This is a genomic window from Desulfosporosinus sp. FKB (assembly GCF_002196705.1).
In the GTDB taxonomy this organism is placed as follows: Bacteria; Bacillota; Desulfitobacteriia; order Desulfitobacteriales; family Desulfitobacteriaceae; genus Desulfosporosinus.
This window is the reverse complement of record NZ_NADJ01000040.1, coordinates 271,069-291,961: the sequence shown is the minus strand read 5'-3', so window position 1 is coordinate 291,961 and position 20,893 is coordinate 271,069. Positions and strand designations below refer to the sequence as shown.

The following is a 20,893-nucleotide window of genomic DNA, read 5'->3' as shown; positions in this document are numbered from 1 at the left end:
CCGATCAAACTTCCAACTTACCTTCCGCAAAGAATTACGATTAACGAAAATACCCCTACTCTTGTCGGACGCGTCATCATTCTAAACTTGCTACGTTTAGATTAGAGCAGTCATGCATATTTTCGATTAATCTCTGCAAAATATCTTCCATAGTATAAACTCGTCATTCCATGTAATTTAACTTGGAAAGGTGCTTAAGATAATGAAGAATAGGAAAAGGTCAAATCGAAAAGCAATTATTTGGTCAATCCTAGGTATAGTGGTTGTAGCTTTAGTTGTTGCAAGATTTGCTTTACCCAAGAAATTGAACTATACCGAAATTAAACCGATAGTTGGCAGTTTAACAACTTACTACAGTTTTTCCGGCAGCGTTGAAGCCAAGGACAGTCAGACAGTCTATGCGGGTCAGGCTATGCAAATAAAGGATATAAAGGTCGCCGAGGGTGACCAAGTTACGCCGGATACTGTACTTATGACGACTACAAACGGTATAGAAGTAAAGCCGGATATTTCCGGGAAGATAACAACCATTTATGCAGATGTTAATGCTCAAATGATGCCAGGGGCAAAACTGTTGGACATCGTTGATTTTTCAAATCTACAATTGGTAGCCCAGGTTGATGAAAACGACTTAGCAGCTGTTTCAACTGGCAAAGACGCCACTGTCACCATTAATGCCTTGAACAAAGATGTCACTGGAAAAATAACGGATGTTTCACAAGTAGGTACCTATCAAAACGGTTATTCTACCTTTACGGCGACCATTTCCCTGCCCAAGGAGAGCGATCTTCGGGTAGGTATGTCGGCGCAAGCAAAGATTAAAAACCAAAGTGTTTCCGGTGCTGTTATTTTGCCCATGTCTTCTATTCAGTTCGACGTGGATAATAATCCATATGTCCTGCTAAAAAACAGCAGTAATATGCCTAAACAAGTCGGGGTTACACTTGGTATTAACAACGGTGTCAATGTTGTGATCAAAAGCGGTGTGACAACAAACGATATTATTCTAATACCGCCTGTGACAACCACTAACACAGGTTTCGGCCCGGGCTCACAGATGCGTCAAGGTTCGAACACTGCACAACAAGGAACCTCCGGAGGTGGCAGTGGGCAATGAGCGAAATACTGAATATGCAGAACATTGTTAAATGCTATTATCTCGATGCTGAAGAGTTTACGGTACTTAAAGAGGTCAGTCTAAAAGTTTATGAAGGAGAGTTTGTCTCTATTTTAGGGCCTTCTGGCTCAGGAAAATCCACCTTGATGAATATCATAGGGTGCCTTGATGTTCCTACAGTCGGAAAATATGTTTTAGCAGACCATGATGTTGCGGATTTGGATGAGATAGAACTGGCCCGGATTCGTAATAAATTAATCGGTTTTGTATTTCAGAGTTTTCAGCTTCTGCCAAGGCTGAATGCCCTGGAAAACGTGGAGCTGCCAATGATTTATGCCAGAGTAGCACCGGAAGAACGAAAAAAAAGGGCCGAAGAGATCCTTGAGCGTGTGGGCCTTAGAGAAAGAATGAAAAACTATCCTAATCAGCTCTCAGGTGGACAACAACAGCGTGTAGCGATTGCCCGTGCCGTCGTAACCGAGCCGGCTATCCTGCTGGCCGATGAACCCACTGGGTCACTTGACCAAAAGACCGGTAAGCAGATTATGGAATTGTTTGAAGACCTCAATGCTGAAGGAAGAACAATTATTATGATTACTCATGACCAAGATATTGCCGGGCATGCCAAAAGAATTGTCAATATACTCGACGGACGTTTAAGCGAGGGGGTGTGAGCCAGTGCTGAAAGAAAGCATCAAAATGTCATGGAGTAATATTACGCATAATAAAGTGCGTTCATTTTTGACTGTGCTGGGGGTGGTCATCGGCGTATCCTCCATCATCGCCCTAATTACTATTGTACAAGGTGCTACAGGAAGTATCACCAGCCAGATTTCTTCTCTTGGAGCAGATAAAATTACCATTCAAGCCGTGGGTACCCGTCTAAAGCAAGGGCTTAGTGAGGCGGATTTGAAGCAGCTTGCCCAGGTCAAGCTGGTCGGCGGTGTTTCACCTACGGTTTCAGGTATCGCTACACTTGTGAAAGATAGTCATGTAGAAACAGGCGTTTCTGTCCAAGGAAAAAATGAAACATACTTTAAAAAGGAAACGGATATCATGGCAATTGGCCGGGGAATAAATATCCTGGATGTGAACGATAAAAATCAAGTTGCTGTTCTCGGTAGCGATCTTGTCAAAGATTTTTTTTTCGGAATCAATCCTCTTGGGCAAAAGATTCTGATTAACGGTAATACATTTACGATTGTCGGAGTTTTAAAAGCTTCAAGCAGCACAATTGCGGGTTCGACCAACAAACTTGCCATGATTCCTTATACTACGGCTATGAAAACATTGGAAATAGGGTACATAAAAAGTGTTGATGTTTATATGAGTGATTCCAGTAAATCAGTTGCGATTACCAATGATCTTACAACCGTCCTAAATACAGCATTTAATTATTATAAGGATTCATTTAATGTGATTAATATGCAGAATATCATAAATATGATTGGTAATATTACCGGTATGATGGCCCTTTTATTGGCGGGGATTGCTTCCATTTCATTACTTGTAGGTGGAATTGGGATTATGAATATGATGCTTGTATCCGTAACGGAACGCACAACGGAGATAGGTCTGCGCAAGGCGTTAGGAGCTGAGCCAGCACAGATTCAATTGCAATTTTTGATCGAGTCAATCTTTATTTCCTTATTTGGCGGCATTTTAGGATTGCTGCTTGGGATTTTGATTGCCTTAGCTGCATCTATACTCATGAATTTTACGTTTATATTGACAACTTGGACAGTCTTACTGGCCGTAGGATTTGCGGCAGTTGTGGGAATTATTTTCGGTTTAGCCCCTGCGAGAAAAGCGAGTAGATTAAATCCGATTGATGCACTTAGACATGTGTAAGAGGTCTTCTACCCTAAGAATATTGGTAACACATTGAATGCTTGAAATGAAGTTACAGAAAAAAGTAGTTAACAACTTCTTGAATATGTGCATTGCTTAACATAATCCGGTTAATACTATTTAGGTTAAAAAATTATTTTTAAAAATCTCTATAAAATTTCGTGCAACAACTGATAATGTGCGTTTTTTTACCCATACAAGAGCAGAACGGGTGTTCAAAGATGGTGCATTAATTTCCCTGTAGTAAAGATTTAAGTCTGGAATAATATTAATCCAATCTTTCGGAATAATGGCTATACCCATTCCTACATTTGCCCAAGTCAAAATTGATCGTGTATCATCAACTTTACATAAAATTTTGGGTTCATAACCCGCATCTTTACAGGCTTCGTCTATGATAGATGCAAATCGGTAGTTAACGAGCAGCTGTTTATTTGAAAGTTCACTAAGCTGAATGATATTACTTACATCAGTGTATTCAGTATTTTGTGCTGCCACCATTGGCTGTTCAGGTAAATTATAAAAATCATAAAGGCTTGTCTCAAATGGTGAACGGATAATTCCCAGTTCAATTGTCCCTATTTTTAGCGATTCCAGTATTTTCTTAGTACTCATATTTTGTATTTCAAACTGGACAAGTGGATATTTCTGATGAAACTTTTGTATCGAACTTGGCAGGAGAATTGTAGCGGATGTAGCAATCGTTCCAACTGTAAGCGTGCCCTGCAATCCGTTTTCAAAAGCCTCCAACTCTGTTATCGTTGTATCCATCAGGTCAAGAATTTGTGTCGCTCGAATATAGAATCGCTTACCGGCATCCGTCAGTTGCAATTTCCGAGTGCTTCTGACCGCTAACTGCACACCTATCTCAGTCTCTATATTCTTTAACTGACTGCTTAAATAGGGTTGCGGAATACGTAGTCTTTCTGCCGCTTTTGAAATATTGCCTTCTTCAACAATTGCCTTGAAGTACACAAGCTGTTTTTGGTCCAATCCAAGTCACCAACTTATATGTTTTTTTATATCAATAATATCATATTTACGTATTATACATATATATTGTTTTTAAATATAATGAATATAAAGCCGTTCGATAAAATTGAAATGAAAGAGGTTCTGTTTGATGGAAATCGCCACGCAATCTAAACAACATAAATGGCTTATCCTTCTCTGTGTGGGTATCGGTGCGTTTCTCTCCTCTTTAAACACAAGCATTACCAGCACGATTTTACCCGTAATAGAATCTTCTCTCAAAACTACACTCAGCCAGTCTGAATGGATTGTATTAATTTATCTGCTCATTATGACGGTTACGTTAATCCCAATCGGAAAGCTTTCCGATCTTTTGGGACATCGAAAAATATTCCTATTTGGGTTTGCACTTTTTACATGCGCAGCAATCATCTGCGGAAGTTCTTCAAGTTTTTGGTCTTTGATTTTAGGCAGAGCTATACTAGCGCTTGGCGGATCGATAATCCTGTCTGTCGGCCCTGCGATTATAACTACCACATTTTCTTCTGAAGAAAGAGGCAAGGCACTTGGAATTCAGGCTTTGATGACATATATTGGGCTTTCGCTCGGGCCCTTGTTTGGAGGCAGTATTACAGAGCTTTGGGGTTGGAGATTTACCTTTTTTACATCTGTCCCCTTTGGTTTAGTCGGATTATTACTAGCAATTCTCTTTGTTAAGGAAGTTTCGATAACAGATATTAAATTAATAGATGTTCGTGGTATGATTTTCTTTGCAATTGCGATGACAACAGCTACGCTGCTTTCAAACGCCGCTTCCATAACGAGCTCCCATGTTATTTTACTGCTGATTTTTATTCTCATGATTTTTTCTTTTTGGCTGTTTTTTCGTACGGAGCAAAAGGCTGTATCCCCTATGATACCTCTTTCTCTATTCCGAATTCGAAACTTTGGTTTTGGTGCTTTCGGAGCCGCATTTAATTATCTATGTTTTTACCTTACATTATTTATTATTCCGTTTTACTTTGATCGGGTTTTACATAGTTCCGCCATGCGAACTGGCATTATTTTCACCATCACTCCCTTAATTATGACGGTATGTTCACCGATTGTGGGAGCTTTATCCGACCGTCTGGGCTCACGAATTTTTTCAATGACCGGAATGGGATTCAGTATTCTTAGTCTCCTTCTGTTTGTAATTATGGCAAAAACAACGTCTTCTATAGCATTTTTACTATTGATTCTTGGACTGATATGCGCCGGATTTGGCACAGGTATTTTTGCGGCACCTAATAATTCCGCCATAATGGGCGCTGCACCGAAAGACTATCAAGGTGTTGCATCAGGCGTTGTGGCTACCTTTCGAAATATCGGAATGATTGCAGGCACGACAATCGGAGGCTCATTATTCAGTTTTATACTCTTGAACCTATCTAGAAAGGGCATTCCCGCCCAACAAGCTTTTTTATCCACTTTTTCAATCGTAATGTGGATAGGGGCTGTTTTCGGCATAATAGGGTTTGTCTGCTCTTTCTCAATGAATAAGAAAACACATTCAACCGCACCCTAACCTTTTCAACGAACCTGCGAAATAACTCCTCATCAAACTCAGTTAAAACGGAATCCTGCCCCAACGCACATATCACGCCCTCCGTAACTCAATTTTTCAAAAGAGTAACGGCGGCTTTGATTTTCTTGCCAAACAAAACCGCCGTTTGCTGTACTTTCTATTTCCGGCCGCATAACCAATAGGGTGTTGGTAGCTAAAGTCTTGAGTGATTTAGTGTACCAACACCCTATTTCTATTTGGATGTAGTCTTTTTGGCTGTTTCATCCTAAAACGTTGTTGATTGGGATTCTGTAAATTTCCAACTCACCTAGGATATCATTGACTTCATGAAGAGAGAATCCTGTGTATTTCTTTATGTAATAGGGTTTCCAGTTAGGTTTTAAAACATTTTATGTTAAAATAAAGTGAAAAGGGGGTTCGCCGGTGAAGAGTATTAAAGAGCAGCATGGCGTGACAGTTAAGGATATATTACGGCTCCCAATTCTTAAAAATGCAAAATTAGTGGGCGGACTTGAGGGGTTAAATCGAATCGTTCGCTCCATTGATATTATGGAGATACCGGAAATAAAACCATGGTTAAGAGAAGGTGAAATTCTCCTTACAACAACGTATTCTATTCGTAATGAGCCTAATCTTTTACCTAAGTTGGTTGAGGATTTAGCTCAGGCCGGAGCAGCTGCTCTGGCCTTTAAACCAGAACGGTTTATTCACCAGATCCCTGAAGAGATGATTGAGGTGAGCAATTGTTACCAATTGCCTGTAATCGCAATTCCTGCCGAGATTCCTTCAATTGATATAACGCATTCTGTTATGGAATTGGTATTGAATTGGCGAACCGCACTTCTCAGCCGAGCTGAAGAGATTGGAACGAAATTGACAACAATGGTTCTGGAAAATCAAGGACTTCAGGCTCTTGCTGGAAATGTGTCAAAATTATTAGATGCGCCGATTTCTGTGCTGGATAATAAGGGATGTGTAATGGCTCAATCTCCTGAAGCGAGAATACTGGATATTGGCAGTGGCATGAAATGGAATATAACAGTCAACAAGCAGTTTGCAGGTCAACTCATTGTTCATAAGGAATCTTTAGATACGATGGAACAGATTTGCGTTGATCAAGCCAGAGTTGTTTTTTCGCTTGAACTCATGCGTAAAAAAACAGCAGAGGAAACGGAAATAAGGCTGAGAGGAAACTTTATTGATGAACTCCTTTCAGATCTGCCGCCTTCTGAGCTTGAGGTCAAGAAAAAAGGCCGGCAGTTAGATTTCGATGCAGATAAGTTTTGGGAGATTAGCCTTATAGAAGGCTATGATTCTAGACTTGATGAAGCCGTTCTTTCCGATTTGCGTGCCTTGTTAATGAGTGAGGGCAAGAAAAAAAATCTTCGGCCCCATATGGAAATAAGGGGAGCGCAGATACTTCTGTTTTTGCCCGCAGTAGAAGAAGAAAGTACGCTTTGGTTAGATATTCTCAAGTTATGGATTGATCATCATCTTGAGGAGGACAAGGCGCGAATTCGGGTAGGAATGGGGAATAAGTATTTCCTGTGGAATATGTATAAAAGTTATCGAGAAGCGAGAAAAGCATTAGAAATTGGCCGGAAGATGTATTCCCAGTATTCACTTATTCAATATGAAAATGTCGAGGTCTATGAGATTATCGCCGATGTAGCGGAGAATAAAGAGCTTTCCAATCTATTTCAAAAAAAATTGGGAAAACTTTTGCTCTATGATCAAGAAACACGGAGTGAACTTTTAAAAACACTTTTTATTTATCTTGAGTTAGGCAAGAACATGCAGGAAACAGCAAAACGGCTATTTATTCATCGCAATTCTGTAAAATATCGGTTGGAACGAATTGAAGAAATTGCCCAGCTCGACCTTAGCTCAGCACAACAGTGCTTTATCTACCATCTTTGCTTAACTTGGTATTTGCTGAAATAAATTAAAGGATCATTTGTGCATTTAACATAAATGATCCTTTCTTTTTTATAATACAGAACGTGGTTGTATAGCACGGCGGCAGCCTTTGTTTTATCCAGTTTTTAAGACCCCCACTTCTATAAGTGGGGGTGGGTCCTTCGTTAACTTCAGGTGGGGTAGAGTCCTCCTTCGCCGTTAAGTATTCCTATTGGGAAAGGCGGCTCGGCAATAATGTCCACTGGACATTATTGTATCTGAAGCCCCGATGTTCAGCTTTAGCTGAATGAGTTCACTGTATTATTCTGCAGAATTTAATTGATATATTGAAAATAGGGAAATCAAGGTATGTTATGAAAGGATGTTTGTGCACCCGATATAAATAATCCTCTTTCTTTTTGTAATACAGAACGTGGTTGTATACAAACTGTTCAGATATAATACCATTAAATTTACGGGTAGAACGTTGAAAGGACTGAATCTCTTGATCAGGTATGTTTTAAAGCGCCTACTCTATGCTATTCCTGGGGTATTAGGCATTATATTAATTACATTTATTTTGTCTCGTGTCTTGCCGGGGGATCCTGCTGTGATGATTGCTGGTGAGCAAGCACCGCCTGACGTAATCGAAAACATACGAATCTCAATGGGATTGAAGGATCCGCTTTATTTACAGTTTTTTCATTACATCCGACAGTTGGGGAGCGGGAATCTAGGTACAGCTTGGCATACGGGGCATTTAGTTGCTCAGGATTTTGCGACACGGTTTCCCGCAACACTTGAATTAACATTAGTCAGCATGTTTATCGCGGTTTGCTTTGCGATTCCGGTTGGTGTGATTTCAGCTACCCGAAAAAATTCGGCAGTGGATCATGTCTCACGTGTACTGTCATTACTGGGAGCAGCAATTCCGATTTTTTGGCTGGGTTTGGTTTTGATCTATATCTTTTATGCTAAATTAGGTTGGAGTCCAGCACCGATGGGAAGGATTGGACAAGATATCAACCCCCCCACACACCTTACAGGATTGTATATTCTCGATAGTCTGCTTACCGGAGATATGGTGGCTCTGAAAGAATCGATCAGTCATATTATTCTTCCTGCAATCTGTCTATCAACGGGAACTATTGCGATTGTCGCGCGGATGGTTCGCTCCAGCATGCTTGAGGTTATCGGGTTGGATTATGTTAGAACTGCGCGAGCCAAAGGTCTTCCCGAGAGAATTGTCATTTATAAACACGCTTTGGTAAATGCTTTGATTCCAACCTTGACAATCTTAGGACTGCAGTTTGGATACCTTATCGGTGGAGCCGTTATTACGGAAACGATTTTTTCGTGGCCAGGGGTTGGAAGTTATATTACCGAATCGATATTGGCAACAGATTATGCTCCAATTCAGGGATTTACGCTTGTCAGTGCGATACTTTACATGTTGATCAATTTAAGTGTCGATCTGATTTACGGGCTGATTGATCCGAGAATCCGTTATGAATAGTTCTAAGTGAGGGATCATATGTTGAGTATCGCTGAAAATTCATCTTCAATCAAGAATTCTGCCTCTAAACCGAATTCTTTTTTTGGACTCCTCTTCAAAAATCGTCTTGCAATGATAGGTCTGTTTTTCATTTTATTTTGGACTTTTGTTGCACTATTTGCTCCCATCATTGCTCCCTATAGTCCAACTGCGACAAATACGGCGATCAAGCTTGAGGCTCCAAGTGCGGCTCACTGGATGGGTACAGATAACTTTGGCCGGGACATCTTCAGCCGAGTGATCTTTGGTGCAAGGATTTCTTTGTGGACAGGGATAATTGGAGTCGGAATTTCCTGCTGCCTTGGAATTCCTTTAGGTGGGATTGCAGGGTACTATGGCGGTAAACTTGGAAACGTCATCATGCGTGTAATGGATACTCTCTTGGCCTTTCCCTCCTTGATATTAGCTATGGCCATTGCGGCTTCGATTGGACCTGGCTTAATCAGTGCCATGATTGCGGTTGGAATTGTCGGAATTCCGGAGTTCGCACGTCTGATGTTCGGACAGACTGTTTCGCTTCGCGAAAAGGAATTTGTTGAGGCCGGCCGAGCAATTGGGGTGAAGGACAGTGTTATTCTTAGAAAGCATATTTTTCCGAATGCACTTGCTCCTTTACTTGTTCGAGCAACCTTGGGCTTAGGATTTGCCATTCTTACTGCTGCAAGTCTTAGCTTCTTGGGGCTTGGTGTAAAACCGCCTACGGCTGAGTGGGGAGCGATGATTTCCGAAGGCCGGGAATACATTATTTCAGGGCAATGGTGGATTATTAGTTTTCCGGGATTAGCGATCGTTACATCAATCTTAGGGTTTAATTTGCTGGGGGACGGTTTACGGGATGTTCTTGATCCCCGGATTCGTACTGGCAAATAGAATCATTATAGAAAAAAATAAACTTTTGGATGGGGGACAGTTATGAAGAAAACAAAATGGTTGGCTGTAGTTCTAGCGTCAGTGATGCTTCTAACTGCAGCAGGCTGCGGCACCAATGCGAATCAGGCCGTTAATGCAGGTGCGGCAGCCGGAAAAGAAATTGTGCTTGCCTATTCCGACGGGGGACAAACGATGGACCCAGCTGAAGCGAATGACTTAACGTCAGATACGCTTGTTCTGGCAGCTTATGACCAGTTAATCACGTATGGTGTAAAAAAAGCAAATGGCGCAGATATTGCAAATACTGAAGAACTTAAGCCGATGCTGGCTAAGGAATGGAAAGTATCTGATGACCAAAAGACGTATACGTTTACATTACAAGACAATGCGAAATTCCAAAGCGGCAACCCCGTTAATGCACAAGCCGTTGTTTGGTCTTTAGACCACGTTAAAAATTCCAAGTCGGGTTCTTTTCTTTATGGAATGGCTGAGATCGAATCCTGTACAGCGAAAGATGACAAAACCGTTGAAATTAAACTCAGTCAACCTAATCATCTGTTCCTGCAAATCATTGCGATGTATACTTTCTCTATTATTGACCCTGCCGTCGTCAAAGACAAAGGAGCAGATTATCTGAAAAACAATGAAGCTGGATCGGGCCCTTACAAGGTGGAAAAATGGGATCCGGCAACAGAAGCCGTTTTTACAGCAAACCCGAATTATTGGCAGGGAGCTGCAAAAATCAGTAAAGTAACGATGAAATTTATTAAGGAAGCTTCAAACCGTGTTACCCTCCTCGACAAAGGTGATGCCGATATGGCGATTGAAATCCCGGCTCAAAACGTTGCTGACTTAAAGAAAAATGCTAATTTAACAGTACGTTCCGATGCAAGTAACCGTATTCTTTACCTCGCCTTTAATACTAAGGTTAAACCTTTTGATAATCCAAAAGTACGTCAAGCGATTTCGTATGCTATTCCTTATGACAAATTAGTCCATGATGTTATGTATGATCAAGCAAAACAAATGAAGAGTGCAGTAGCCAGCAATACTCCAGGCTTTACAGATGCAGGTTTCGTTTATAAATATGACTTAGATAAAGCAAAACAGTTGCTAAAAGAAGCTGGCTATGAAAATGGATTTAGCTTTGACTTCACCTTGGGCTCCGGATTCCAGGATTGGCAGGATGATGCAGTACTCATTCAAGCTGAATTGGCGAAAATCGGAGTTAAGATGAACATTCAAAACATGGCTCGTGCACAATTCTTAGAGGCCCAAAAAACCCATAATCTTACGGCGTATATATCCAAATGGACTTCTTTCGTCAATGACCCGGGTTATCATTTAGGCTTCCTGCTCTACGGCAAAGGTACGTCCAACTATGGCAACTACCAAAATGCTCAGGTGGATAAGCTTTGGGAACAAGCGAATGTCGAACCGGATCAAGCAAAGCGCAACGAGTTATATAAACAGGCACAACAAATCATTACAACGGATGCACCTTGGGTTTATCTATATGAGTACAACCGGGTCGTAGGGATGAATAAAAACCTGAAGGGTTATGTCTTCTACCCTGATGAAATTATCCGCTTCTATTCACTATCGAAGTAAGGCATACTCGATGATTACCCCCGGTTCTGGAGACCGGGGGTAATTTTAAGAATTAATGGCTGAGAATCTATGGGGGAAATTAATGAATTAGTTTTAGGGGTGTTTTTTTGATGAAAGACTGGAAAGAACTTGTTCTCGAAGAGATCGATAAAAATCAGGAAGAGTTGATTCAACTCTGTTCAAAACTTTTACAGTTTCCTAATGAGAATCCGCCGGGAGATTCGCGTCCGATCAGTCAGTTTATCATGAATTATTTGAAGGAATCAGGAATCAGCGTAACTGTACATCCGGGGAATGAAACGATGTTAAATCTGGTTTCTACACTTGGGAATCCTGGAGATAAGCATCTTTTATATTGCGGCCACACTGATGTTGTGCCTGCAGGCGATTTATCCCGATGGGAAATACCTCCATTCAGCGGACTCGTCAAGGATGGATATATCAATGGCAGGGGAGCCAGTGATATGAAAGGCGGCGTTGCCGGACTTCTCTTTACAGTTGCTTTATTTGCGAGATTAAGGATTCCCCTCGCCGGTCAACTCTCCCTGCTGCTTGTAGCGGATGAAGAAACTGGGGGAGAGTTTGGCGTACCCTGGGTTCTTGATCAAGGGTTAATAACAGGTACAGCTGCGCTGATTGCTGAGCCTTCTTCGCGTTTGAATCCCACGATCGGACAGAAGGGAAGCTGTTGGCTTGAGTTTACTGTCAAAGGAGTACCGGGACATGGCAGTCTGTCTCCCTTAAATGGAGACAGCGCAATCGTTAAGGCCTGTAAGGGAATTCAGGCCCTCCAAAAGCTTTGGGAGCTGAAGCCGGATATCCCTGAAGAGGAACAAAGAATTATTAATATCACCAAGAAATATATCCGGGAAAGAGAGCCCAAAGATTTAAGTGATATCATCGATCATGTTTCCGTCAACATTGGGACTATTCAAGGCGGGACCAAAGTCAATATGGTTGCTGATGGCTGTACGGTACAAGTGGATTCTCGTGTTCCTTTTGGGTTGGATTATACCGAGGTCTTAGCTGAAGCAAACCGTTTATTGCGTGAAGCAGGTATTGAGACTGCAGTTAAACCGTTTGGCTTTTATGGAAATGCGAACTGGACCTCGGATAACGATGAGATCGTTGATCTTGTCGTTAAGAATATTGCCAAGGTAACTCAAGAAGATGCTTATGGAGTTTTACAATGGGCCTCAAGTGATGCTCGTTATTTCCGTATGCATGGCATTCCTGTTTTACAATATGGACCTGCTGAATTGTCAGGAATTCATTCTTTTAATGAACGCGTACCGATTCAAAATTTGATTGAGTCCGCCAAAGTTTATGCTTTAACTGCTCTTGAATATCTGAGAACGATTAAATAACCTTTACAAAACCAGAAAATTCCGTGCGACTGTCGGAAAATAAGCAGGAAAGGGGATTCAATATGGAGCCGCTATTGAAGGTCTTAGATTTAAAAACTGAATTTCAGACCCCAGCTGGAGTGGTTAGGGCCGTCGATGGTATTAATCTAACCCTTTATCCTGGTGAAACGCTGGGAATCGTCGGTGAATCTGGCTGTGGGAAAAGTGTGACCTCGCTTTCCATCATGGGGCTTTTACCAAAAGGGCAAAGCCGAGTTTCTGCCCAAGAAATCAAATTTGACGGGAAAAATGTGTTAGCTATGCCAGAGTCTCAGATGCGGCAAATCCGTGGCAATCAAATGGCGATGATTTTCCAGGAGCCGATGACCTCATTAAATCCTGTGTTTAAAATTGGAAATCAGATTGCGGAAGCACTCCAATTTCATCTAAAAATGAAAAAGACGGAAGCCTGGAAGAAGGTCGTAGAGCTTTTACGACTTGTCGGAATTCCTAGACCGGAGGCAATTGCTAAAGAATATCCCCACGAGCTATCGGGCGGGATGCGGCAACGGGTTATGATTGCTATGGCTATGGCCTGTAATCCGAGTGTTTTGATTGCAGACGAGCCGACGACTGCATTGGATGTTACAATTCAGGCTCAGATTCTTAACCTAATGCGTAAGCTTCAAGCGGAAAAAGGGACGGCGATCTTGTTAATTACCCATGATCTTGGTGTAGTCGCTGAAATGTGTAAAGGGGTTGTTGTTATGTATGCAGGCCAGATTGTTGAAGAGGCAGAGGTCAAGGAGTTGTTTAACAATCCCAAACACCCTTATACAAAAGGACTGTTGGCTTCTTTGCCTCGGCTTGACGGCAGCCAGGATAGACTGGAATCAATTCCTGGTCAAGTGCCTAACCCGTTGAATATACCCAAAGGATGTCGTTTCGCTCCGCGCTGTGCCATTAAAATGGATCGCTGCGATCAGCTCAAACCTGAACTGGCCGATTTAGGCCATCGACACTATTGTCGATGTCTGCTTTGTCAGGAGGAAGATTCATGAGTGCATTATTGGAAGTATCCCAATTAAAAAAATATTTTCCGATTCGCAAAGGTATCTTTGGCAAACAGGTTGGGGCGGTCAAAGCCGTTGATGGGGTTAGTTTTAATATTAAAAAGGGAGAAACCTTAGGAATTGTCGGCGAATCCGGCTGCGGGAAATCGACAACAGGGCGAGCTATTCTACGCTTAATAGAGCCGACTGAGGGTGAAATCCTTTTCAATGGGACGAATGTAAGCAGGTTAAAGCCAGAGGAACTCCGGCGTTTTCGAACTCATATGCAGATTGTATTCCAAGATCCGTTTGCTTCATTGGATCCCAAATGGACCATCCAAAAGATTTTGGAAGAGCCTATACGGACTCATATGAAACTTCCGGAAGCTGAAGTGAAAGACAAAGTAGCGAATTTGCTGGAGGTTGTCGGGCTTTCCAGCTATCATGCCCAACGCTATCCTCATGAATTTTCTGGGGGTCAGCGTCAGAGAATTGGAGTTGCCAGAGCACTAGCCCTTAATCCGGAGTTTATTGTCTGTGATGAACCCGTATCTGCACTTGACGTTTCGATCCAATCTCAGGTGCTTAACCTTATGAGGGACCTTCAGGATCAATTTTCTCTCACCTATATGCTCATTTCTCATGATTTATCGGTTGTTCGCTTTATTAGCACTCAGGTAGGTGTAATGTATTTGGGGAGAATGGTTGAGTTAGCCTCAACGAAGGAGCTTTTTAGAGAACCCCTTCATCCTTATACGAAGGCACTTATGTCAGCAGTTCCGGTTCCCGATCCAGATGCTACCAAAAATCAGATTGTTTTAAGCGGGGATGTTCCTAATCCTTCAAGTCCGCCGCCGGGGTGTACCTTCCATACTCGGTGTTCCATGGCGAATGAAATTTGCAGTTGTGAAGCACCTGAGTGGAAAGAAGTATCCCCTGAGCACTTTTTGGCGTGTCATTTATATTAAATGAAGAAATTAAAATTGAGGAGAATTGTCAATGTTAGTGAAACAGTTAATGGAGATTTATGAACTCGTTGATCGCGCAGATGCCAACGGAAATGCGGTCAAGGAATTTTTAAAGAAGCAGTATAATGCGAAAGATGTTACCGTCAAGAAAATTACGGGTGCTCAGGGAAGTACTGATTTCATCCGTGTTCGCATAGCAGGAACAAAAGGTAAGGTCAGTGGAGGCAATGCCCCGACCTTAGGTATCTTGGGAAGACTTGGCGGACTTGGGGCTCGGCCCGAGATTATCGGTATGGTATCGGATGGAGACGGAGCCTTGGTCGCTCTAGCCGCAGCTGCCAAATTGCTGGATATGCAGCAAAAAGGAGACTTTTTAGAGGGCGATGTTGTTGTGAGTACGCATATTTGCGCCGATGCTCCCACTCAGCCTCATTTTCCGGTTCCCTTTATGGACTCTCCTGTGGAAATGTCCGTGGTTAATCAGGAAGAAGTCGATGGTGAATTAGATGCCATTCTTTCCTGTGATACGACGAAAGGTAATAAGATTATCAATACCCGCGGATTTGCGATTTCGCCGACCGTCAAGGATGGCTATATCTTGAAAGTCAGTGATGATCTTCTTAACTTAATGCAAACGACTACCGGACGGCTGCCCTTTGTATTTGCGTTATCGACTCAGGATATTACGCCGTATGGCAATGATTTATATCATCTCAATAGCATTCTTCAACCTGCAACAGCGACGGCAGCTCCTGTAGTTGGTGTAGCCATAACGACGGAAGCACCTGTTTCGGGATCAGCTTCCGGAGCAAGTCATCTCATGGATATGGAAGAAGCCGCCCGATTCATGCTGGAGGCTGCGAAATACTTTGGAAGAGGCCAATGTCATTTTTATGATCAAAAAGAATATGAAAAGATCGTGGCCAAATATGGCTCAATGAATCACCTGCAAACCTTAGGAAGATAAAGTCTTTCTTGTTGAGGTTAAAGGAGCAAAAGAACGATGAAGAAAAAAGTAGGGGTTATTACCATCGGACAGTCGCCGCGCATCGATGTTACGGGAGAGATGAAGGATGTCCTAGGTGAAAACATTGAAATTGTTGAAGCGGGTGCCTTAGATGGTTTAAGCAAAGATGAAATTGCTCAGTTCCTTCCCGAGGAGGGGGATATTGTTCTTGTCTCGCGGTTAAGAGACGGATCAAGTGTGAAGTTTGGAGAACGCTATATTTTACCCCGTCTGCAAGAATGCTTGACCCGGCTGGAGAGCGAAGGCGCAGAGGTCATCGCTTTTATCTGCACAGGAAAGTTCCCGGCAACTTTTAAATCCTCAAAAATATTACTTTATCCATATACCATTCTTCATGCAGTTGTGCCTAAGCTAACCCCACGAAGCCGCATCGGCGTGATCAATCCGGATTTAGATCAAATAAAACAGTGTTTGGAAACCTGGGGCAAGGATGTCGAAACCGTAGCAGCTGTAGCGGGTTCACCTTATGGAGATTTTCAAGAGGTTCTTGATGCAGCTCAAGCGTTAAAAGTGAAAGATGTTGATGTGATTGTCATGGATTGCATTGGTTATACCATTGAGATGAAACAAGCCGTTCAGGAGATTACAGGAAAGCCGGTTATTTTGGCAAGGACCTTGTTGGCAGGGGTTATTCGAGAAATGTTGGATTAGAAGAGGTGGCTTTAATGTCATTGAAAAAAGGGTGTCAGGTTGTCTTAAGAGACTGCTTGGCGGTTAAAGAAAGTGAAAAGGTTTTAGTGGTTACGGATGATCTAAAATTGAACATAGGTCAAGCGCTTTATGAAGAAGCAAAAGAGATGGGTGCTGAGGCGATACTCATGGTCACAAAGGCCAGAAAAGTGAGTGGAGAAGAACCGCCTGAACCGGTTGCTAAGGCTATGGCGGAAGCAGATGTGGTTATCTGTCCTACCGTTGCTTCTTTAACGCATACCAATGCCCGCATCAAAGCGGTTCAGCGTGGTGCGCGAGTTGCGACTATGCCCGGTATCACGGAAGAGATGTTCGCAGAAGGAGCGATCACGGCTGATTACCAAGAAGTCGAAGAACTCACGCTCAAATTGACAGAATTGCTGACAAAGGCCGAGACAGCTAAGATTGTCAAAAACGGCTGTACGTTAACGATGAGTCTTAAGGGACGAAACGGAATTGCCAGTACCGGTGTTTATAAACAACCTGGGGCTTCGGGGAATTTACCTTCAGGCGAAGCCTATATTGCGCCTCTTGAAGGCACAGCCTCCGGCGAGATTGACATTGACGGGAGTATGGTTGGAGTAGGAAAGCTTTCCAAACCCTTGCATGCTGTGATCTCTGAAGGAAAATTGAAGAAGCTTGTCGGAGAGGATGCCGATAAACTGAATGTTCTCTTTGCCAATGATCAGAATGGCAGTGTGGGCGAACTGGGGATTGGCACAAACAGAAATGCCAGATTGTGCGGCATTATTTTAGAAGACGAAAAGGTCTACGGAACGATTCATGTTGCCTTTGGTACTAATACATCCTTCGGCGGTACAGTCAAAGCAAACTGTCACTTCGATGGGATTGTTCTTCAACCTGACGTTTATCTGGACGATAAATTAGTGCTGAAACAAGGCGTTTTTATCAATATCTGATTCATGCTGATAAGGTTTAAACAAAAAATACAAGATAGCAAGAGGATAACCGTATAATAAAACCAGAACACTTACCATGACTTTGAGGCGTTTAGCATGAAATATAGTGAGGGTATTATTTCTAAGTGATTATAAGAAATAATACCCTATTATTATTGATTCCTTGTATTTAGGAATACTAGCCTTTCATAAAGTTTATAGTCAACTGTCAGTATAAATTTGCAATGATATAATCAACGATGCTATGTTCAATATAACCAGTACGGTAAACCTAACTGCCAATGACCTTAGTGATTGCTTGTATTGTGGCACGTCTTAAAGTACACTAATACAGGATAAGTAGGGCGTTCGTCAATAAGTTCGACTGAATAAAAAACTTTGGTATCAACACATAACAAGGGAGAAAATTTATTTTGTCAGATATAGCGAAACAAACATTGACCAAGGTTAAACATAAAATTTTGCCGTTTGCCTTTATTCTATATATCGTTAATATCATAGATCGTGTAAATCTGGGATTTGCGGCCCTGGAAATGAATAAAGCGCTGCATATTTCTTCGGCAGCCTATGGATCGCTCTCGGCTGCTTATTTTATAACATTTTTGATTTTCGAGGTTCCTAGCAATATTCTTCTCCACCGAATCGGAACCAACAAATGGATTGCACGGATCATGGTTACCTGGGGAATGATTACCTCCTTAACTTTTTTTGCTCAGAATTTTACCCATGTTTATCTTCTTCGCTTTTTGCTGGGTATGGCCGAGGCCGGTTTTTTCCCGGGAATCATATACTATTTTACCTATTGGTTTCCTGCAAAAGAAAGGGCTTGGGCTACGTCACTGTTCATGGTGGCGAGTCCTATTTCCAATATTGTTGGGGCTCCTCTGGCTACTTATGTCCTGGATCATATCCACTGGTTGGGTTATGCGGGGTGGAGGTGGCTGTTTGTTATTGAAGGAATTCCTGCCGTTCTTCTAGGTGTTTTGACTTATTTTTATATGACGAACAAACCGGAAGATGCGAAGTGGCTTACCTCCGACGAGAAGAAATGGTTAACTCAGGCAATACAAGCGGAACGACACCAAAACCGAGTTCAGCCATACTCAGCAGCCAAGGTCTTTGCCCATTTCAGAGTGTGGCATCTTGTTGCAATTCACATTACGATTCAAATGATGTTCCAAAGCGTCTCTTTTTGGATGCCCACCTTAGTCAAAGAATTTTCAACTACCTTTTCTAATACAGATATTGGATTTATCATGATGCTTCCCGGAATTGCTGGTGCCATTGCCATGCCTTTATGGGCACTCCATTCCGATCGCATGAAAGAACGAAAGTACCATATTGCGATCCCAATGCTTGTTTCAGCTACGGGGCTGGCACTCGCAGGAACTTCCTCGAGTGTAGCAATAAAAATTTTGGGTGTAGTTTTGAACGGAATGGGTAATGCTTGCTTCTACGGCCCCTTCTGGTCCGTTCCTGCCACGTTCCTCACTACAGAAGGGGCAGCGGTGGGGGTAGCAATTATTAATTCATCATCAAGCATCGGAGGATTCCTCGGCAATAAGCTGGTTGGCATCATTAACGGTTCTTCGATGGGCATTAATGGTGTCCTGGGATTTTTGATTGCCTGCAGCTTGGCAGCTTTCTTACTTACTTTGATTCTAAAACTTAATGAGCGGAAATCAACAAACACTGCCAATGAATAAATTGACAGGATCCCACAGAATGCTATGATGGAAAGTAGATGGGCTTGTTTAACAGAAGCTCTAGAAATGTGTAATAATGAGTTTTCTTTAATCTTGTAAAAGTAGGTAAACGAATGAACAATATCACGAAGATTTCTAAAGATAGTGTGTCAGAACTAGTTTATAATCAATTGAAGGAAAATGTTGTAAATGAACGATGGGTGCCGGGGGATAAAATCCCTTCAGAAAACCAACTTGCCGAATTATTTGGCGTAAGCCGAGTATCGGTTCGCGTTGCCATTCAGAAAATGATTACCCTCGGGTTACTGGAAGCCAAGGTGGGGGAAGGGACTTTTGTTAAGGAATTTACACCCAGTGTTTATTTAACCGAACTTGCCCCCATCATGATGAAACCGCATAACCAGATCGAGATCTTAGAGTTTAGAAAGGCTTTGGAAACGGAAGTCATACGTCTTGCCTTTCAACGGGCCAGTGAAGAAGGAATTCACCACTTGGAGCAAATCTATATAAAAATGTGCCAGGCCTCTGAAAAATCGGATCTTGAGGAGTATTTTTATCTGGATAGACAATTTCATGAATGGCTTTTTCGTTTATCCGAAAACAGTCTGTTTATCAGCACCTTTCACCTCATGGGCAACCTTTTGCTGGCGCATTATGAATCGACCGTTCAAAAAAGTTGGGAAGTTGATGGAGTACCCAAGGCGACAGAGGAAGATGAGCATTATAACATTCTTAATGGTCTCAAGACGAGGAACCTCGAGCTGGCCCTTAAGGCTTATGTCGATATGATCGATGCTAAACTTGAAATGTTCAGGAATGCAGAACAAGAGGCTTCAATGATTCGCTAACAGTAAGGGGCGATGCGTTATATCCTAAGTTTCTATTGACTTCATAGAAAAAACTGATAAGATAGTGCTTGGTCAGTTGTATGACAACTAACAGGTAATCAATTAGACAATATACAGCAATCCCATCAATTTGACTAACTTACTAATGTGAAACTAGGTATTAGTAAGTGGCTATACACTAAGGAGTAAAACTATGACAAAAGTGAATCATGCATCAAGTCGAGTGACTCCATTACTGGAGTTGCGTCTTTTTTACTACGATTTTCTGCGCCGTACTTTCTTAATGGAACCTACAAAAGATTTCCTTGTATTTGTGAAAAATAGCATGATCGCACCGGATTTTCCTTTGGCAAGTGAAAGTGGAATGATTTTAGAAGGTGTTCAACAAATAAAAGACTACCTTTCTAAAAACGATATACAGAGCGAAACTGTTTGCAATGATTTGCATTGGGAATACACTCGGCTTTTTATCGGTCCGTATCAATTACCTTCTCCGCCCTGGGAATCCACTTATTTAAACGAGGAGCGTTTGCTCTTTCAGAAGGAGACGCTAGCCGTTAGGAAGGCTTATCTAAAGTATTCGTTTCTTCCTGTAGAGTTTGGTCATGAGGCAGATGATCACTTAGGACTAGAGTTGGATTTTATGTTCCGGCTCAGTGAACTATGTTTAGAGGATAACGATCAAAATGGCGTTGATCTCAGACAACTCTTGATAGATCAAAAGTCTTTTTTAGAAGAGCATCTTTTGCAATGGGTTCCAAAGTTCAGTCAAGACATGATCCAGCACGCCGAGACGGATTTCTATCAGGGAATGGGCAAAATTCTTCAAGGCTTCTTAACTCTTGATCTAGAAGCTCTTCTCGAGCTTTTAACAATAAATTCTTAGTATTTCTT

18 protein-coding genes are annotated in these 20,893 nt (G+C 42.0%); 17 read left to right on the top strand and 1 reads right to left on the bottom strand.

Annotated features, from left to right (window positions below; genetic code table 11):
* Positions 1-202 precede the first annotated feature (202 nt).
* From B5Y67_RS22905 to B5Y67_RS22895, 3 genes are read left to right on the top strand one after another with little or no spacing between them, the layout of a single operon-like run.
* A complete protein-coding gene (locus B5Y67_RS22905; RefSeq protein ID WP_088228696.1) occupies positions 203-1,117 on the top strand; it encodes an HlyD family efflux transporter periplasmic adaptor subunit in 915 nt (304 codons plus the stop codon).
* Positions 1,114-1,791, top strand: coding sequence for an ABC transporter ATP-binding protein (locus tag B5Y67_RS22900; protein WP_088228695.1), 678 nt, complete (start codon positions 1,114-1,116; stop codon positions 1,789-1,791). The genes B5Y67_RS22905 and B5Y67_RS22900 overlap by 4 nt, the downstream gene beginning before the upstream one ends.
* A 4-nt stretch (positions 1,792-1,795) precedes the next feature.
* Entirely contained in the window at positions 1,796-2,968 is a 1,173-nt protein-coding gene (locus tag B5Y67_RS22895) for an ABC transporter permease (protein ID WP_088228694.1), read from the top strand.
* 120 nt (positions 2,969-3,088) lie between these two features.
* On the opposite strand, the gene B5Y67_RS22890 is transcribed toward B5Y67_RS22895, so the two are convergent.
* Positions 3,089-3,961, bottom strand: coding sequence for a LysR family transcriptional regulator (locus B5Y67_RS22890; RefSeq protein WP_088228693.1), 873 nt, complete (start codon positions 3,959-3,961; stop codon positions 3,089-3,091).
* Between the two features lie 130 nt (positions 3,962-4,091).
* Between B5Y67_RS22890 and B5Y67_RS22885 the strand changes: the two genes are divergently transcribed.
* The 14 genes from B5Y67_RS22885 (at position 4,092) to B5Y67_RS22820 (ending at position 20,885) form a co-directional block, all read left to right on the top strand.
* Complete coding sequence (locus B5Y67_RS22885) at positions 4,092-5,507, top strand: MFS transporter (RefSeq protein ID WP_088228692.1); 1,416 nt, start codon at positions 4,092-4,094, stop codon at positions 5,505-5,507.
* A gap of 423 nt (positions 5,508-5,930) precedes the next feature.
* A complete protein-coding gene (locus B5Y67_RS22880) occupies positions 5,931-7,451 on the top strand; it encodes a PucR family transcriptional regulator (RefSeq protein ID WP_207652438.1) in 1,521 nt (506 codons plus the stop codon).
* A 442-nt stretch (positions 7,452-7,893) separates the two neighbouring features.
* Positions 7,894-8,922, top strand: coding sequence for an ABC transporter permease (locus B5Y67_RS22875; protein WP_242976089.1), 1,029 nt, complete (start codon positions 7,894-7,896; stop codon positions 8,920-8,922).
* Positions 8,923-8,940: 18 nt separating this feature from the next.
* The gene (locus B5Y67_RS22870) at positions 8,941-9,831 is read left to right on the top strand and encodes an ABC transporter permease (RefSeq protein WP_088228690.1); all 891 of its coding nucleotides are present in this window, start codon (positions 8,941-8,943) and stop codon (positions 9,829-9,831) included.
* A 42-nt stretch (positions 9,832-9,873) separates the two neighbouring features.
* On the top strand, positions 9,874-11,442 hold the full coding sequence (locus B5Y67_RS22865) for an ABC transporter substrate-binding protein (protein WP_088228689.1): 1,569 nt from the start codon (positions 9,874-9,876) through the stop codon (positions 11,440-11,442).
* A gap of 110 nt (positions 11,443-11,552) precedes the next feature.
* Positions 11,553-12,809 carry an ArgE/DapE family deacylase gene (locus tag B5Y67_RS22860; protein ID WP_088228688.1) on the top strand — a complete coding sequence of 419 codons (1,257 nt, stop codon included), beginning with the start codon at positions 11,553-11,555 and terminating at the stop codon, positions 12,807-12,809.
* Positions 12,810-12,871: 62 nt separating this feature from the next.
* On the top strand, positions 12,872-13,849 hold the full coding sequence (locus B5Y67_RS22855; protein WP_088228687.1) for an ABC transporter ATP-binding protein: 978 nt from the start codon (positions 12,872-12,874) through the stop codon (positions 13,847-13,849).
* On the top strand, positions 13,846-14,808 hold the full coding sequence (locus B5Y67_RS22850) for a dipeptide ABC transporter ATP-binding protein (RefSeq protein ID WP_088228686.1): 963 nt from the start codon (positions 13,846-13,848) through the stop codon (positions 14,806-14,808). Before B5Y67_RS22855 ends, B5Y67_RS22850 begins: the two co-directional genes overlap by 4 nt.
* A 31-nt stretch (positions 14,809-14,839) precedes the next feature.
* Complete coding sequence (locus B5Y67_RS22845; protein ID WP_088228685.1) at positions 14,840-15,775, top strand: DUF1177 domain-containing protein; 936 nt, start codon at positions 14,840-14,842, stop codon at positions 15,773-15,775.
* Positions 15,776-15,811: 36 nt separating this feature from the next.
* The gene (locus B5Y67_RS22840) at positions 15,812-16,486 is read left to right on the top strand and encodes an AroM family protein (RefSeq protein WP_088228684.1); all 675 of its coding nucleotides are present in this window, start codon (positions 15,812-15,814) and stop codon (positions 16,484-16,486) included.
* A gap of 14 nt (positions 16,487-16,500) precedes the next feature.
* Positions 16,501-17,445: an aminopeptidase gene (locus tag B5Y67_RS22835; RefSeq protein ID WP_088228683.1), complete on the top strand. Its 945-nt coding sequence runs from the start codon at positions 16,501-16,503 to the stop codon at positions 17,443-17,445.
* A 413-nt stretch (positions 17,446-17,858) separates the two neighbouring features.
* Positions 17,859-19,151, top strand: coding sequence for an MFS transporter (locus tag B5Y67_RS22830; RefSeq protein ID WP_170932781.1), 1,293 nt, complete (start codon positions 17,859-17,861; stop codon positions 19,149-19,151).
* A 113-nt stretch (positions 19,152-19,264) separates the two neighbouring features.
* A complete protein-coding gene (locus B5Y67_RS22825) occupies positions 19,265-19,999 on the top strand; it encodes an FCD domain-containing protein (RefSeq protein WP_088228681.1) in 735 nt (244 codons plus the stop codon).
* A 193-nt stretch (positions 20,000-20,192) separates the two neighbouring features.
* A complete protein-coding gene (locus B5Y67_RS22820) occupies positions 20,193-20,885 on the top strand; it encodes a molecular chaperone TorD family protein (protein ID WP_088228680.1) in 693 nt (230 codons plus the stop codon).
* Positions 20,886-20,893 lie beyond the last annotated feature (8 nt).